Annotated in this window: 15 protein-coding genes and 1 tRNA gene; 10 read left to right on the top strand and 6 right to left on the bottom strand. The window is 39.9% G+C overall.

Translation table 11 applies throughout. The features are described from left to right. Window positions 1-74: 74 nt before the first annotated feature. The 5 genes from P767_RS0105660 to P767_RS0105640 all read left to right on the top strand — a co-directional run bounded on the left by P767_RS0105660 (window position 75) and on the right by P767_RS0105640 (window position 3357). A tRNA-Val gene (locus tag P767_RS0105660) sits at window positions 75-149 on the top strand. Window positions 150-262: 113 nt separating this feature from the next. After that, window positions 263-1405 carry a glycoside hydrolase family 26 protein gene (locus P767_RS0105655; protein WP_026763749.1) on the top strand — a complete coding sequence of 381 codons (1143 nt, stop codon included), beginning with the start codon at window positions 263-265 and terminating at the stop codon, window positions 1403-1405. Continuing rightward, window positions 1402-1851, top strand: coding sequence for a YciI family protein (locus P767_RS0105650; protein WP_084799832.1), 450 nt, complete (start codon window positions 1402-1404; stop codon window positions 1849-1851). Before P767_RS0105655 ends, P767_RS0105650 begins: the two co-directional genes overlap by 4 nt. 1 nt (window position 1852) lies before the next feature. Further along, window positions 1853-2317 (top strand): DUF1569 domain-containing protein, encoded by a 465-nt coding sequence (locus P767_RS0105645; RefSeq protein WP_026763747.1) that lies wholly within the window; start codon window positions 1853-1855, stop codon window positions 2315-2317. Then, window positions 2314-3357, top strand: a complete 1044-nt coding sequence (locus P767_RS0105640) for an NAD(P)-dependent alcohol dehydrogenase (RefSeq protein ID WP_026763746.1) — start codon at window positions 2314-2316, stop codon at window positions 3355-3357. The genes P767_RS0105645 and P767_RS0105640 overlap by 4 nt, the downstream gene beginning before the upstream one ends. Here the strand turns inward: P767_RS0105640 and P767_RS0105635 are convergent. From P767_RS0105635 to P767_RS17540, 3 genes are read right to left on the bottom strand one after another with little or no spacing between them, the layout of a single operon-like run. Then, entirely contained in the window at window positions 3354-3869 is a 516-nt protein-coding gene (locus P767_RS0105635; protein WP_026763745.1) for a RidA family protein, read from the bottom strand. The genes P767_RS0105640 and P767_RS0105635 overlap by 4 nt on opposite strands. Before the next feature lies 1 nt (window position 3870). Continuing rightward, window positions 3871-4164 carry a DUF167 domain-containing protein gene (locus tag P767_RS0105630; protein ID WP_026763744.1) on the bottom strand — a complete coding sequence of 98 codons (294 nt, stop codon included), beginning with the start codon at window positions 4162-4164 and terminating at the stop codon, window positions 3871-3873. 18 nt (window positions 4165-4182) lie between these two features. Beyond that, window positions 4183-6234 carry a DUF1684 domain-containing protein gene (locus P767_RS17540; protein ID WP_051417167.1) on the bottom strand — a complete coding sequence of 684 codons (2052 nt, stop codon included), beginning with the start codon at window positions 6232-6234 and terminating at the stop codon, window positions 4183-4185. A gap of 113 nt (window positions 6235-6347) precedes the next feature. On the opposite strand from P767_RS17540, the gene P767_RS0105620 reads away from it, so the two are divergent. After that, window positions 6348-6680, top strand: a complete 333-nt coding sequence (locus tag P767_RS0105620) for a DMT family protein (protein ID WP_037351649.1) — start codon at window positions 6348-6350, stop codon at window positions 6678-6680. Between the two features lie 2 nt (window positions 6681-6682). Here P767_RS0105620 and P767_RS0105615 read toward each other — a convergent pair whose 3' ends face one another. Then, window positions 6683-7042 carry a YraN family protein gene (locus P767_RS0105615; protein ID WP_026763742.1) on the bottom strand — a complete coding sequence of 120 codons (360 nt, stop codon included), beginning with the start codon at window positions 7040-7042 and terminating at the stop codon, window positions 6683-6685. A 51-nt stretch (window positions 7043-7093) separates the two neighbouring features. On the opposite strand from P767_RS0105615, the gene manA reads away from it, so the two are divergent. After that, a complete protein-coding gene (manA, locus tag P767_RS0105610) occupies window positions 7094-8302 on the top strand; it encodes a mannose-6-phosphate isomerase, class I (RefSeq protein WP_026763741.1) in 1209 nt (402 codons plus the stop codon). A 77-nt stretch (window positions 8303-8379) separates the two neighbouring features. Beyond that, window positions 8380-8940 (top strand): DUF6580 family putative transport protein, encoded by a 561-nt coding sequence (locus P767_RS0105605; RefSeq protein ID WP_026763740.1) that lies wholly within the window; start codon window positions 8380-8382, stop codon window positions 8938-8940. A gap of 16 nt (window positions 8941-8956) precedes the next feature. On the opposite strand, the gene rnhA is transcribed toward P767_RS0105605, so the two are convergent. Both rnhA and P767_RS0105595 read right to left on the bottom strand, forming a co-directional pair. Next, complete coding sequence (gene rnhA / locus P767_RS0105600; RefSeq protein WP_026763739.1) at window positions 8957-9424, bottom strand: ribonuclease HI; 468 nt, start codon at window positions 9422-9424, stop codon at window positions 8957-8959. 26 nt (window positions 9425-9450) lie between these two features. Then, on the bottom strand, window positions 9451-11079 hold the full coding sequence (locus tag P767_RS0105595) for an acyl-CoA carboxylase subunit beta (protein WP_026763738.1): 1629 nt from the start codon (window positions 11077-11079) through the stop codon (window positions 9451-9453). A gap of 54 nt (window positions 11080-11133) precedes the next feature. Between P767_RS0105595 and P767_RS0105590 the strand changes: the two genes are divergently transcribed. After that, window positions 11134-12738, top strand: coding sequence for a GMC family oxidoreductase (locus P767_RS0105590; protein WP_026763737.1), 1605 nt, complete (start codon window positions 11134-11136; stop codon window positions 12736-12738). A gap of 52 nt (window positions 12739-12790) precedes the next feature. Beyond that, entirely contained in the window at window positions 12791-15562 is a 2772-nt protein-coding gene (locus P767_RS0105585; RefSeq protein ID WP_245586840.1) for a 4-alpha-glucanotransferase, read from the top strand.

Raw genomic sequence — 15562 nt, 5'->3', positions numbered from 1 at the left:
AAATTTGTTTTGAAAAAATAGATTTTTTTTGCTGTTTACATTTCAGACCCTATTTTTGCACTCCAAAACAATAAGGGAGCATAGCTCAGTTGGTTTAGAGCATCTGCCTTACAAGCAGAGGGTCCGCGGTTCGAACCCGTGTGCTCCCACAAAGGTCTCGAGTTTTACTCGGGACCTTTTTATTTTCATTATAACCTGTTTATCTGGTTATCTGTATCCGATTAAGTTTAATTGGCTAAATTGGTAGTATCAACTTTCAAATATGCGATTGCTGATTCTTTTCACCCTTTTTTTTAGTAGCCTCAAAATCATGTTTGCACAGGAATATCGTACAGCCAATCCCAATGCCAGTATGCAGACGGTTAAACTGTATAATAATTTATTCAGGATACTGCCAAAAGGTATTCTTTTCGGGCATCAGGATGACCTGGCATATGGTCTTGGTTGGGAATATATACCTGGCAAAAGCGCTGTACAGGATGCTGTAGGTGAATATCCGGCCATGTATGGATGGGAGTTGGGCGACCTGGAATTGGATGCCACCTATAATCTGGACAGTGTTCCATTTCAAAAAATGAAAACATTTATTCAGGAAGGTTATGGGCGTGGTGGGGTGATTACGATCAGCTGGCACGCAAACAATCCGGTAACCGGAAAAAATGCCTGGGATATTTCCGGGAATGCCGTATCTGCCATTGTTCCGGGTGGTAGCATGCATGAAAAATACAAAAGCTGGCTCGATAAAGTAGCTGGTTTCTTATTGGATTTAAAAACATCCGGTGGGGAGTTTATTCCTGTTATTTTCAGGCCTTTTCATGAGCTGACAGGTAACTGGTTCTGGTGGTGTCAAAATGTTTGTACCCCTGAGGAATACAAATCTTTATGGAAGTTTACTTTTGACTATTTAACCAAGGTAAAACAGGTGAATCATTTATTGTTTGCCTACAATCCGGAGAAGTTTGAAAATGAAGCCCAGTTTTTACAATATTATCCGGGGGATGAATATGTTGATATTATGAGTTTTGATTTTTATCAATATGGTGATCCATCCAATAACAATGATTTTGAAACAACCCTCGATAAGCGATTGTCCATTCTTACCAAATTATCCAAAGAAAGAAAAAAGCTCCCAGCACTGGCAGAAACCGGATTTATGAATATTCCATATGCTGAATGGTTTACAAAAAAACTAATGAAGGGAATTGGAAATCATGCTATTTCTTATGTTCATCTATGGAGAGACGGAGGCGTGGTGAATGGATCCGGTCAATATCGCTTTGCACCATCTCAGGATCATTTTATTCCGGTAGGCCGGGACCCTTCTTTTATGGATTTTTACAAGTTGTATATTTCAGATAAATTCATTTTTGGTAATAAAGTACAGCAATTAAATTTATACAAATGAAACCTTTTCTATTCCTGATTGCCTCGTGTTTTTCGTTTAATCTTCTCGCCCAATCCTCTGCATATGATGAAATGCTTGCTAAAAAACTGGGTGCAGATGAATATGGAATGAAGCAGTATATTTTCGTTATACTCAAAACCGGACCCAATGTTACTCAGGATAAAAAATTTATAGACAGCTGTTTTGCCGGACATATGAGTAATATGAATGTGATGGTTAAAGCAGATAAATTAATTGTAGCAGGGCCGATGGGCAAAAACGATAAATCTTTTCGTGGTATTTTTATTCTGAATGTTGCTACAAAGGAAGAAGCAGAAAAGCTATTGAAAACGGATCCTGCCGTACATGCAGGTTTGTTAGATGCAGTGTATTTTCCCTGGTATGGTTCAGCGGCTTTAGCCACTTATTTGCCCAATGTTGAAAAAGTAACGAAGAAAAATTTTTAACATGAAGCCATTGCAACAATTGCTGATAGAGCTGGAATCATTTGTACCAGCAGCAGAAAATTCAAACCCAACTGTTTCATCCGTAAATGTTGGTTGGCATATTGATCATTGTTTGCTGGTCATCAATCAGATTGTGAATGCGATGGAAAGGTCTGATCCGGCTGAATACGAATATCGCTTCAATTTTAAGCGCTGGATTGCATTTACACTTAATAAATTTCCAAGAGGGGTGGCAAAAGCTCCCAGGCAAGTCAGACCACTTGAAGCATTTGATGCTGATAAAATTCCATCAACAATTGTACAAACAAAAAACAGTTTGTCCCTTTTTATTAGATTGCAGCCCAATCAGTTTTTTGTGCACCCTTTCTTTGGAAAACTCAACCAGAAAGCAGCACTTAAAATGCTAACGATACATACGGCACATCATCTGGCCATTATAAAAGACATATTAAAACAAAAAAAATGATACAAGCAAAAGGGTATGGTGCAACCAGCAAAGACAGTGAAATTGTTCCTCTTGAATTCAATAGAAAATCATTAGGCCCTACAGATGTGTTGATCGACATTTTATATTGTGGCATTTGTCATTCTGATATTCATACGGCAAGAGGAGAATGGGGGGCAGCTATTTATCCGGTAGTTCCCGGGCATGAAATTATCGGTAAAGTGGTTCAGGTAGGGGATTCGGTAACTAAATTTAAAGCAGGGGATATTGCCGGAGTTGGGGTATTTGTAGATTCATGCAGATCCTGTAATCCCTGTAAAACAGGATTGGAACAATACTGCGAAGAAGGTATGGTTCCTACCTATAATGGTTATTACCGTGATAAGCAAACACCTACTTACGGTGGATATTCCAATTGCTATGTAATTGACGAGAAATATACATTGCATATTCCTCAGAAAGAAAATTTAGCAGGAGTAGCTCCTTTGTTGTGCGCAGGGATAACAACCTATTCTCCATTAAAATTTGCGGGAGTAGGAAAGGGACATAAAGTGGCAGTACTTGGTTTGGGTGGATTAGGACATATGGCTGTTAAATTTGCGGCTTCCTTTGGAGCAGAAGTTACCATGTTAAGCACTTCGCCTTCCAAAGAAGCAGATGCCAAAAAATTAGGAGCACATCATTTTGCCTTGTCTACAGATCCGGCACAGATGAAAGCCCTGAAAGGGAAATTCGATTTTATTCTGAATACAGTAGCAGCCAAGCACGACATGAATAAATTTCTGGATCTGCTTACATTAGACGGAAAAATGTTGATTGTAGGCATTCCACCGGAAGAATCTGCATACAGTGCAGCAAAATTAATTTCAAAAAGAAGAAGCATCATTGGATCCATGATCGGAGGGATTGCTGAAACCCAGGAAATGCTGGACTATTGTGCAGCCCATAATATTTATTCCGATATTGAATTAATTCCGGTTCAGGATATTAACAAAGCTTATGAGCGTGTTATTAAATCCGATGTGAAGTATCGGTTTGTATTGGATATGAAAACCCTTTAATCGGTTACTTCAACAATCAATTCTACTTCAACAGCCATATTAAAGGGGAGGGTGTTGGTTCCAATTGCGGAACGGGCATGCTTCCCTTTTTCACCCAAAGCAAGTACCATCAGGTCGGAAAACCCATTCATCACTTTAGGTTGATCATAGAAGTCAGCAGCACTGTTAACCAATCCCAGTACTTTTACTACTCTCTTTATTCTGCTTAAATCGCCTAATTCTTTTTTTAATACAGCCAGTTGATTGATGGCAGTTAATCTGGCAGCGGCATATCCTTGTTCAATATTAAGGTCTAAACCCAATTTGCCCGTGATGTATTTTCCCTGTGGATCCGAAGGGCCTTTGCCTGAGAGAAAAATCAGATTCCCTGTTCTTACCGCATTTACATAGTTGGCTACCGGCGAGGAGACAGTTGGCAATACAATACCTGCTGCAGTTAGTTTTTCTTCTGGTGTTTGCGCCAATACCTGTAAGCTGATGAAAAGAGCAATCAGACTGAATAGGATTTTCATTTTAAATTGGTTTTTGAATGAAGGAAGGAATATGTTTGGGTTGATGAATTTTTATTTTCTTACTGGGAATAAATTCGCCGGAGATAAGTTCTACTGACTGTTTCGGTACTTTAAACAATTCAGCAAGATACCCAATTAAAAAAGCCGTGGCTTTTCCTTTTTCCGGTTGAGTTGCAATGGCAATTTTTAATTGTGTTCCTTTCACTTTACCAATTTGATTCATTTTGGCACCGGCCGTTACCAATAGATTCAGCACCAAATCTTCTCCCTGCCAGGTGTAAAACAATTCAGTCATTGGTTTTAAATTATACCATTAATGGTGTTCGTACATTTTCTCACCCGCTGTTACTGCAAACGGAAGCAGATTCTGCGGCGGAGGAATCGGGCAGGTAGCAAAAGGAGTGAAGACACAGGGTGGATTATAGGCCATATTAAAGTCTATATGAAAATCAACCTTTTCTGCCGCCGATTTGGGTATGTATAAAAATCTTCCGGCAGCATATGTGCTGTTTCCGGATGTATGGTCTCCCATTACCACCAGTAAATATTCTCCTTCTGATATGGCATCTAATGTGTAAAAACTTCCCTTGTATTCAAACCTTATTTTTCCAGCCAGCTCTGTTGGATTCTCCTGGCCTAATGCATTTTTTATAATGATATTCTGTTTAAATGCTGGTTTTATAAACTGAGCTTTTATTTTCCAGGTACTGTCTGTTGAAAAATAATCAATTCCCTTAAAATGCGTCAGGTTTCTGGATTGCAGGTCTCTTAACCGAATTCCAATTTTTTCACTTCTCTTGATGATATTGAATTGAAGTGAACCGCTGGAAACCATTACCATATCTTCCGGATTACTGAATATCAGGGTTTTCTTAGTAATCCTTTTCCCGTTGATAGTAAATGCGGTATTTGCATCTGGAACCAGCCAGACAGAATCTTCTTTTCTTAAAAAATAGCCAGCCTGCTCACTGATTTTTAATTTGGGAAAAACAATGGTGTTTTTTGCCCCAGAGCCTACAGTGTTTTTTCCTTCTTCCAGCCAGAACAGTCCTTCCAGGTTTAACCATCCGTCTGTGGCTTTTAAAGCCCTCACTCTTGCTCTTTTCCAATCTTCTATTTCATCTTCATGGGTCTTAAGTAAAAGCTTATTTACATGATGATTGAAACTGTCTTTGAATTGCTGATAAAATAAACCCGTTGCCGGTCCTGCAAATCCTGCATGTATATTTTGCACAGTTCTGTCAGGTCGTATGAAAATGGTAGTAGGAAACCCGGTAAAATTGCTGAGAAAAGGAAATGTTTTTAAAACGGAATTGCCATTGGATTCACCGCCGAATACCTGCTCATACTCAATCCCGAATTTTTCCCTGAATCGGGTCATTGTTTTCTTTGCATAGTTATAGTCGTTTACCACTTCAAACTGTGCTGTGATAATTTCAATGCCTCTCTGTTTGTTATTCTTATACCAGTCCGATAAAAAAATAGCTTCGTCTGCGCAATTGGGGCACCAGGTACCGCCAATTGTAAGGATAACCGGTTTATTGAAATAGGCAGAATCGTCTAAACTGATTTTTTTGCCCTTTGCATTCAATAAACTGAATTGAATGGGAGCAATATTTTCTCTCAGTTTGGTTAAGGTAGATGGATCAGAAAGTCGGGCTGATTCATTTTTATAAGCCCTGATCAGTTGTACCGTTTTTAATCCCTGCTGTACACCCTTAATAGAACCATCGGGTTCCAGGCTGCCAGTAAACATAAGGGGCGAGTATCCAATGAATAGAGAAAATTTAAAATGATTTCCCTGTATACGTCCGAAAGAATAACGACTATCTCCACTGGGTCTTATAAAAGTAACACCGCCTGTGTTTTTATCCTGGGTAAATAAGCCAACGGCTTTGACCTGTCTGCCGGAATCATTGGTGAATACGACTTCATATTTCCCGGCCATGTTTGCAGGAGCATTGTTATTATTCCAGATAAATCTTTCCTGGTTATTGGGTTCTGCATAAATGGGAAATGCATCTTCTCCTGATTGTCTTCTCCAGCTGCCTTTCCAGCGTTTCTCTTTCGTAATTCCCAGAACCATTAAACGGTCGAATTGATTAATCCAGACCTGTATACTATCTTTTACTTTTACCAGCTTCCCTCCAAAATAAGATTCGTTTCCATTTAAGAAATAAACAGAAAGTTCGCCTGTGCTGTCTTCCTGAACAGAGAAATTAAAGGGGATTTCTTCGCCATTATATAAAGGGAATGCCCCCCGCCATATTCCTTTTATTTCTGGTTGGGTTTGACTCTTTACTACCTGAAAAGCAAATATCATCACCATCATCCAGATCCATCTTTGATATATCTTATTCCTCATATTCGTTTTCAAATTTGAAACCATCTTTAATGGTTATTTCTTACAAGTTTCGTGCTATAAATGTTTAAATCGCATTTTGTCTTTAATTTGAATGCAGAACAAATTTACCCAATATGGTTAAGACTATCGCTTTGTTGTTATTGTCTAATATATTCATGACTTATGCCTGGTATGGACACCTGAAAGATCAGCAAATACCCTTGTGGAAAGCAATTGTAGTTAGTTGGTTCATCGCTTTTTTTGAATATTGCCTGATGGTCCCTGCCAATAGAATTGGCTATAATAGCGGGATGAACGGTTTTCAGCTGAAAATTACGCAGGAAGTGATAACGCTGGTTGTATTTACTGTTTTTGCAGTTTTGTATTTGAAGGAACCTTTTCAAAGTAAATACCTGATTAGCTTTCTGTTTATTCTGGGGGCGGTTTATTTTGCTTTTAAAAAATAGCTTTATCCATATACGTCCTCAAAATGCTTTATTTCCGTACAGGTTTCTCCTGAAAAGCATACAGCCAATACATCAAACTGAATTCTTTTGTACATGGGATGCAGAAAATGGTAATGGGTAGCAGCTATTCTGATTCTCTTCATTTTTTTCTTCAGAATATTCTCTTCCGGGTAACCAAATTCCAATGTGGCCCTTGTTTTTACTTCCACAAAGTAGAGTTGCTGTTCTTTTGCCGCAATGATGTCTATTTCCAGTCTTTTGTATCTCCAGTTCCTTTCGAGCAATATAAACCCCTTTGTAATCAGGAGTGATGCAGCCATTTCTTCTCCCAGTTTCCCCAATGCCAGGTGATTCTTTTCCATGTATACAAGATATTCAGCGAAATCACGTTAATAGGGGTATAAATACTGTTTATGGAAAGCAAGGAACGGATTTTTAAACTGAAAGGAGTAGTGCAGCATTATGCCTGGGGAGGAAGTACTTTTATTCCTGAATTACTGGGTACACAACCTGATTTGGCAAAGCCTTCGGCCGAGTACTGGATGGGAGCGCATTCTTCTGCACCCTCTGAGATTTACAGGACCGATTCCTGGCAGCAACTGAATGAACTCATCAGTTCCAATCCCTCCGATGCCTTGCAGTCTGCAGTGGTTGAAAAGTTTGGAGAATTACCGTATTTGTTTAAAGTACTGGATGTAAAAGATATGCTATCCATTCAGGTACATCCTACTAAGGCCAATGCAGAAATAGGATATGATGCAGAAAATGCAGCAGGGATTCCGTTGAATGCGCCTCACAGGAACTATAAAGATCGCAATCACAAACCGGAAGTGATGGTAGCTTTAAGTGACTTTTGGTTGCTTCATGGTTTTAAAAGCAAACAGGCACTGGAAGATACTTTGCAGAATACCCAGGAATTAACCGTGCTTTTGCCATTGTTCAGAAAAGAAGGAATCAAAGGCCTGTATCAGTTTGTGATGGAAATGGATCAGGTAGATGTAGATAATTTGCTGGCGCCATTGGTGAAGCGGGCGCTTCGGCTTAAAAAAGAAAGTAGCATTACCAAAAGCAGTCCATGCTGGTGGGCAGCTAAATTATATGAGGAAACAGGGATGCCTGAACATATAGATCGTGGTATTTTCAGTATTTTCTTTTTCAATATTGTGCAGGTTAATCCAGGTGAGGCGGTGTTTCAGAAAGCAGGTGTGCCACACGCCTATTTAGAAGGTCAGAACATTGAGTTGATGGCCAATAGCGACAATGTGTTAAGAGGAGGATTAACTCCTAAACATGTGGATGTTCCCGAATTAATGAAACATACCTTGTTCGAAGAAGTGGTTCCTCAGGTGATGAAAGGCGTTCCTCTTATGCCTGGTGAACTTATTTACCCTTGTCCGGTTCCTGATTTTGGGTTGAGTAAGATTTCTTTAACTCAGGGAATGGAATTTCAGTCTGAAACCTATTCACTGGAAATTTTTATAGTTACAGAAGGGTCTGTGCTGGTGAATCAGCATATGGTGTTGAAGAAAGGTGAGTGTGCTGCCATTCTGGCTAAAACAAAATATTCCCTGCTGGCTCCGGGTCATGCAACTGTTTTCAAAGCATTTGTTCCTGTGCTTTAGGGATTATTCACATAATGGGTAAAAATGACTGTGGTTCTTAATAGAATACGCTTATTTTTGCTTCGAAATTGACAACGATGAAACTGAACAAGCAATTTATATTTTCTTTGGTATTGATGGTGTTGGCTTCTGCTATCTACCGTGTATTCCCTAACAGACCAATGGGTTTTGCACCCCAGATGGCCATTGCTATTTTTGCCGGCTCTTTGTTTGTAAAGCACAAAAAACTGGCTTTTTTGATGCCCTTGTTGTCTATGTTCATTTCAGACAGCATATATCAGCTTTTATACATGAGCGATCTTAGTTCCATTTCCGGATTTTATGGCGGTCAGTGGAAGAACTACCTTTTAATTATTGGGTTAACCAGCTTTGGATTCCTGGTGAATCAAAATAAAATTGCTTCTATATTGGGTGCGTCCTTAGCGGCTCCGACTGTTTATTTTATCCTATCCAACGGGTTGGTTTGGTTAGGTGGTGGCGGATGGCACAGACCTAAAACTTTGGAAGGGTTAATGATGACCTATGCTGATGGTCTGCCATTTTATCCCAATAGCATTTACTCAACCTTATTCTTCAGTACAGTATTTTTTGCCAGCTGGATCTTGATTAAAAAAGCGAACAACGTTAAGTTAGCTTAATTTGATTCTGCGCATTTTATCCGTTTTCTGATTCGTAAACTTCGTCAATCAGTAGATTTCTACCATCTGCTGCCTGTGTCGCCAATTCGTCGCAACGATTATTGTATTTGTTGTCTGCGTGCCCTTTTACCCATACAAATCTTACGTGAAACTGCAGGGCTATGGAATGGTATCTTAACCAAAGATCCTTGTTCTTTTTTCCCCCTTTAAAATGGGTGCGGATCCAGTTTTCCAGCCAGCCTTTCTGAACACTATCTACAATGTATTTACTGTCTGTATAAATAGTAACAGGGATTCCTTTTTTATTAAGAGACTCCAGGGCAACAATCACCGCCATCAGTTCCATTCGGTTATTCGTTGTTAAACGGTAACCCGCAGCAATTTCCTTTTGTTTGTCTCCCCAAAGCAGTACAATACCATATCCGCCGGGGCCGGGATTCCCTCTGGCTGCTCCATCTGTATAAATCAATAATTGATGCGACATGTCGCGAAATAAATCTATTTTATTGATTATACCTGAAATACCCCTGTCTTAAATGTGTCCAAATTGGGGTTGTGGTTTGCAGCATGTATTCCCTCTGCAATAACCTGTCTGGTTTTAATTGGGTCAATGATTTCATCTACCCAGATTCTGGCCGCCGCATAATAGGGAGTAGTCTGTTGGTTGTACCGGTCTTTAATGGTGTCCAGTAATTTTTTCTCTTCTTCAGGAGTAGGAACGGTTCCCTTGGCTTTCATGGTGGCTACCTGAATTTGAGCCAGGGTTTTAGCTGCCTGATCTCCGCCCATCACTGCAATCTTTGCGGAAGGCCATGCATAAATAAATCTGGGATCATAGGCTTTTCCGCACATGGCATAATTGCCGGCACCATAACTGTTGCCGATAACGATGGTGATTTTGGGAACAACGGAATTCGCTACTGCATTCACCAGCTTTGCTCCGTCCTTAATGATACCGCTGTGTTCACTTCTGCTTCCTACCATAAAACCGGTAACATCCTGTAAGAAAACCAATGGTATTTTTTTCTGATTACAGTTCATAATAAAACGCGCTGCTTTATCTGCGCTGTCATTATAAATTACACCTCCAATCTGCATTTCACCCTTTTTACTTTTGCATACCAGTCGTTGATTGGCAACAATCCCAACGGCCCATCCATCTATACGGGCATAGCCGCACAAAATGGTTTTGCCATAGTCCTGTTTAAATTGATTGAACTCACTGTTGTCTACAATGCGTTCAATAATTTCAAGCATGTCGTAAGGTTTCAGGTTTCCTTCGGGTATTAAGCCATATATTTCACTGGGGTCTTTCTTGGGAAGTGCAGGGGCAATTCTGTCAAAGCCCGCTTTTTCTGGACTACCCAATTGACTCATGATTTTTTTAATCTGGTCTAAACAATCCTGTTCGGTTGCAAATTTATAATCGGCAATGCCGCTGATTTCAGTATGGGTGATTGCACCTCCTAAAGTTTCATTATCTATATCTTCTCCAATGGCTGCTTTAACCAGATAGGAACCAGCCAGAAAAATACTTCCATTACCTTCCACCATCAGGGTTTCATCGCTCATAATAGGCAAATAAGCCCCACCTGCAACGCAGGCACCCATTACAGCAGCAATTTGAGTAATGCCCATGGCACTCATTCTTGCATTGTTTCTGAAAACCCTTCCGAAATGTTCCTTGTCAGGAAAAATTTCATCCTGCATAGGCAGGAAAACACCGGCACTGTCTACCAGGTATATGATGGGAAGTTTATTTTCCATGGCAATTTCCTGCATCCGGAGATTCTTCTTTCCCGTAATCGGGAACCAGGCACCTGCTTTTACCGTTTGATCATTGGCTACAATTACACACTGTCTGCCACTGATATATCCAATACCGGCAACAGTTCCCCCTGCCGGACATCCCCCTTCCTCCTTGTACATATCGTATCCTGCAAAAGCACCAATCTCAATAAAGGGTTGGTTCTTGTCGCAGAGATATTCAATTCTTTCTCTTGCAGTAAGTTTATTTCTTTCTCTTTGTTTTTCTATTGCTTTTTTACCTCCTCCCAAAGCAATTTTCTCCATCCGCTGTTTCATTTCGCTCAGCATCAGTTTCATCCAGTCTTCGTTGCGGTTTTGTGTCAAATTCATATGCGAACAATTGTTAGTTTACAAATATAAGAGTGATTTAATTATATTTAAGATATGACTTACGACTTTATCATTATTGGTGCGGGATCTGCAGGTGCAGTATTGGCGAACAGGCTTTCTGAGAATCCCGAAAACAAAGTGTTGCTGATTGAGGCAGGTGCTCCTGATTCCAAAAAAGAAATTCATATTCCCGGTGCCTACGGAGAATTGCACCGGTCAAATGTTGACTGGCAGTTCTGGGGGGTACCCCAAAAGGCACTTGGGAATCGTAAGCTGTATATTCCAAGAGGCAAAACATTGGGGGGCAGCAGTTCTACCAATGCCATGGCTTATGTAAGGGGGAACAAGGAAGACTTTAATGAGTGGGCGTTACTCGGAAATACAGGCTGGTCATATGAAGAAGTACTTCCTTATTTCATTAAGTCTGAACACAACGAACAAATTGAATCTGAATATCATGGACAAGGCGGCCCTCTGCATGTTAGTTATTCAAAACAACCCAGTGTTTTTGCAGAAGCTTTTGTGGCTGCCTGTAATGAGATTGGAATTCCTTCGAATGAAGATTATAACGGGGCAGTGCAGGAAGGGGCTCATTTATTGCAGTTTAATATAAAAGACAATAGGCGCTTAAGTACAGCAGCGGCTTTTATAAAACCCATATTGAATAGAAAAAATCTGACCATTAAAACCAATACAAAAGTTAATAGAGTTTTAGTTGAAAATGGAACTGCAGTTGGGGTAGAAGTAAGTTATGGATCAGTTGGTGCAGAGAGAATCAATTGTAATAAGGAGGTACTGCTTTCTGCAGGAGCCATACAGTCTCCTCAGTTATTGATGTTGTCGGGTATCGGAGATCCTGATGAATTGAAAAAAGTGGGTATAGATGTACTGGCTTCGGTGCCCGGTGTGGGTAAAAATTTGCAGGACCATTTCTGGAGTGGCGTGAGTATGGAAACCTCTGCGCCTTCCGCCAATTCCTTATTAAAGCCCTGGAATAAAACCAAAGCCATTTTACAGTATCTGTTGCTGAAGTCGGGACCATTGGGGAATAGTCCGCTGGAAGCCAATGCATTTATACGTTTGCAGGATAAACAAAGTAGGCCGGATATTCAGTTTCATTTTGCACCCCTGGGAGTTGCCAGAGATTATTCAACGGATTTGTATGAGCTGAAAACCTTTCCTCTGATAGATCAGATTTCTGTGATGTCAATTTTATTGCATCCGCAAAGTAGAGGCACCGTTCTTTTAAAAACATCCAATCCCAAAGACAGCCCACTGATCAATCACAAAGCTTTGGAATCAGAAACCGATCAGCAATTATTAATTAAAGCTTTGCGAAAATCAATGGATATTCTGAATGCATCTTCTTTACAAGCCTATGCTAAGGAAGCAGATTTATTTCCCTCAACAGATGCGTCTGACAAAGAATTGTTAGATCATATTAAACAGACACTGGAAACATTGTATCACCCGGTAGGTACTTGCAAAATGGGGGTGGATGAGATGGCTGTTACCGATCCGAATCTGAAGGTAAAAAAGATCAAAGGTCTTAGGGTAGTGGATGCTTCGGTAATGCCAACGATTGTTTCAGGAAATACCCATGCAGCTACCGTGATGATTGCCGAAAAAGCAGCCGACCTTATCCTTTCAGGCAATTAAAGTGTGAGATATACACATTGTTTGTTATTTTAGCAGTCATAAATTCACTCCATTGGCTACTACAAAAAAAACGATTGCTGTAAAGAAGACTGTTACAGATAAAGAAACGGCTGCCGATTTTATTGCTGTTCAGTTTCAGTTAAAATACCATACTGAATTCGGACAAAATCTCTTCATAGTCGGAAATCATATTTTATTGGGAAATGGAGATATGGCCAATGCCATTCCTATGCATTATTTAAATGAACAGGCCTGGACAGCAAATATTCAATTGCCAATAACCTCTGCAGAAGAAAAAATTAATTACAACTATGTATTGGTTAACGGGGACGGATCTACAGAAGTGGACTGGGGAACCGACAGGTATCTGGATCTAAAGAAAGTTCAGACGTATAAAAAAGTTCAGTTACTGGATACATGGAACCATGCAGGTTATTTTGAAAATGCATTTTATACAGAGCCGTTTCAACAGGTTTTATTAAAGCAAAATGAAACACAACTAAAAGGTAAATCCTTAAAATCAGCAACCCATATTTTCAAGGTTAAAGCTCCTTTGTTAAAAAAAGATGAAGTAATCTGTTTGTCAGGGTCGTTCAAAGCAGCCAATAACTGGGATGCAGATGCTGTGTTATGTATGGGCAAACAGGCTGATAGTCCTTATTTTGAATTGGAATTGAATTTAAGCAAAGAGCAGTTTCCGATTGCATACAAGTATGGGGTATATAATATCAAAACCAAAAAACTGATTCAGTTTGAATCAGGAGATAATAGAACACTACAGGTTGCAACAGATGTTAAGCAAGTAACTTTTGTTCAGGATGGATTTGCTTATCTGCCCAATCATTCATGGAAAGGAGCAGGGGTTTCCATTCCGGTATTCAGTATCAGAACCCATGATAGTTTTGGTGTAGGTGAATTTGCCGATCTGAAAAAAATGATTGATTGGGCTGAGGCAGTGGGGCTTAAGATGATACAGTTATTGCCCGTTAATGATACTACTGCTACACATACGAATAAAGATTCCTATCCCTATGCAGCCATATCCGCATTTGCCCTGCATCCCCTTTATTTAAATCTGAAAGCCATTGCAGGCAAAAAATTTGCTGCTGCCTTGAAGAAGCTGGAAGAAAAAAGACAGGCTTTGAATCAATTGCCAACCGTAGCTTATGCGGAAGTTCTTGAGCATAAAATTGATTTTGCCAAAAAAGTGTACAAAGCAACCGGAGAAGGGGTTTTGGCTGAGGATGATTTTAAGCAGTTTTTTAATGAAAACAAAGACTGGCTGACTCCTTATGCTGTTTTTTGTTATCTGCGTGATAAAAATGGTAGTGTAGATTTTGCAACCTGGCCTTCACATGCAAAGTATGACGAACAAAAGATTGCTAAGTTGGTAAAACCTGGAACCAAATCTTATACTGAAATTGCATTTCATTATTTTTTGCAATATCAACTTCATTTGCAGTTAAAGGAAGCTACTGCTTATGCACATAAAAAAGGAATCATTATAAAAGGGGATATTGCCATTGGGGTTTACCGTTATGGTGCAGACACCTGGCAACATCCTCATTTATTCCATATGGATTTTCAAGCTGGCGCCCCACCGGATGATTTTGCAGTAAAAGGACAGAACTGGGGGTTCCCAACCTATAACTGGCAAAGCATGCAGGAAAGTGGCTTTGCCTGGTGGAAACAGCGATTTGCGCAAATGGGGCGTTATTTTGATGCTTTCAGAATTGATCATATACTCGGCTTTTTCAGAATCTGGAGTATTCCCATGGATGCTGTAGAAGGCATTATGGGGCATTTTGTTCCCGCTATTCCGCTGACGCTTCAGTCGTTTGCAGAAAAGGGTATATGGTTTGATTATGAGCGATATACAAAACCCTATATTACAGATGCTGTTTTGTGGGAAATATTCGGATACGACAACGAATTGGTAAAGAGTCTCTTCCTGTCTGATCTTAAAAACGGTCAGTATGAACTTAAAACATCCTTTGATACACAAAGAAAAATTGAAGCTCATTTTGCCAATCTGGAAAATGATGCACAACACCAGAAAATAAAGCAGGGCCTTTACAGCTTAATCAGCAATATTTTATTGTTTGATGCCAATGGAGATGGTCTGCAGTTTCACTTTAGATTTGGAATTGAGAATACGCCATCATTTAAAGCATTGGAATTTGGAACTCAGCAGCAACTGAAGGAATTGTATGTGCTGTACTTTTATAAACAGCAGGATGATTTCTGGAAAAAGGAAGCCTATCAAAAACTACCTTCCCTGAAGCGGGTTACCAATATGCTGATTTGTGGAGAAGACCTGGGTATGGTTCCGGGTTGTGTTCCGGAAGTGATGAAGCAGCTTGGATTATTGAGTTTGGAAATTCAAAGAATGCCTAAGAATCCGGAACGTGCATTCTTTCATCCCAATGATGCGCCATATTTAAGTGTAGTAACACCCTCTACTCATGACATGAGTACCATTAGAGGCTGGTGGGAAGAAGACCGAACATCCATTCAGCAATTCTATAATCAGGAGTTAGGACAGTGGGGAGATGCACCGGCTTATTGTGAAGCCTGGATTAATAAAGCAGTTGTGTTGCAGCATTTGTTTTCGCCGGCTATGTGGGCTGTATTTCAAATACAGGATTTGATGGGAATGCATGAGAAAATCAGAAGAGATAATCCATTGGATGAACAAATTAATGTTCCTGCCAATCCCAATCATTTCTGGTGTTATCGGATGCACCTGACGGTAGAAGACTTGTTGGAAACAAATGTGTTTAACGAGGAATTAGCATCGTATATTCATCAATCAGGCAGATAA

Origin of the sequence: Sediminibacterium salmoneum NBRC 103935 (assembly GCF_000511175.1) — a bacterium.
GTDB lineage: Bacteria > Bacteroidota > Bacteroidia > Chitinophagales > Chitinophagaceae > Sediminibacterium > Sediminibacterium salmoneum.
The sequence above is the reverse complement of the archived record's forward strand: the minus strand, read 5'-3'. Positions and strand labels throughout refer to the sequence as shown.

What these genes read in the sequence shown, in the direction of transcription:
- P767_RS0105595 (WP_026763738.1), bottom strand. Translation starts at nt 11,079, where the DNA reads ATGAATTTGACACAAAACCGCAACGAAGACTGGATGAAACTGATGCTG.
- P767_RS0105640 (WP_026763746.1), top strand. Translation starts at nt 2,314, where the DNA reads ATGATACAAGCAAAAGGGTATGGTGCAACCAGCAAAGACAGTGAAATT.
- P767_RS0105645 (WP_026763747.1), top strand. Translation starts at nt 1,853, where the DNA reads ATGAAGCCATTGCAACAATTGCTGATAGAGCTGGAATCATTTGTACCA.
- rnhA (WP_026763739.1), bottom strand. Translation starts at nt 9,424, where the DNA reads ATGTCGCATCAATTATTGATTTATACAGATGGAGCAGCCAGAGGGAAT.
- P767_RS0105590 (WP_026763737.1), top strand. Translation starts at nt 11,134, where the DNA reads ATGACTTACGACTTTATCATTATTGGTGCGGGATCTGCAGGTGCAGTA.
- P767_RS0105605 (WP_026763740.1), top strand. Translation starts at nt 8,380, where the DNA reads ATGAAACTGAACAAGCAATTTATATTTTCTTTGGTATTGATGGTGTTG.
- P767_RS0105615 (WP_026763742.1), bottom strand. Translation starts at nt 7,042, where the DNA reads ATGGAAAAGAATCACCTGGCATTGGGGAAACTGGGAGAAGAAATGGCT.
- P767_RS0105630 (WP_026763744.1), bottom strand. Translation starts at nt 4,164, where the DNA reads ATGACTGAATTGTTTTACACCTGGCAGGGAGAAGATTTGGTGCTGAAT.
- P767_RS17540 (WP_051417167.1), bottom strand. Translation starts at nt 6,234, where the DNA reads ATGAGGAATAAGATATATCAAAGATGGATCTGGATGATGGTGATGATA.
- manA (WP_026763741.1), top strand. Translation starts at nt 7,094, where the DNA reads ATGGAAAGCAAGGAACGGATTTTTAAACTGAAAGGAGTAGTGCAGCAT.
- P767_RS0105650 (WP_084799832.1), top strand. Translation starts at nt 1,402, where the DNA reads ATGAAACCTTTTCTATTCCTGATTGCCTCGTGTTTTTCGTTTAATCTT.
- P767_RS0105620 (WP_037351649.1), top strand. Translation starts at nt 6,348, where the DNA reads ATGGTTAAGACTATCGCTTTGTTGTTATTGTCTAATATATTCATGACT.
- P767_RS0105655 (WP_026763749.1), top strand. Translation starts at nt 263, where the DNA reads ATGCGATTGCTGATTCTTTTCACCCTTTTTTTTAGTAGCCTCAAAATC.
- P767_RS0105635 (WP_026763745.1), bottom strand. Translation starts at nt 3,869, where the DNA reads ATGAAAATCCTATTCAGTCTGATTGCTCTTTTCATCAGCTTACAGGTA.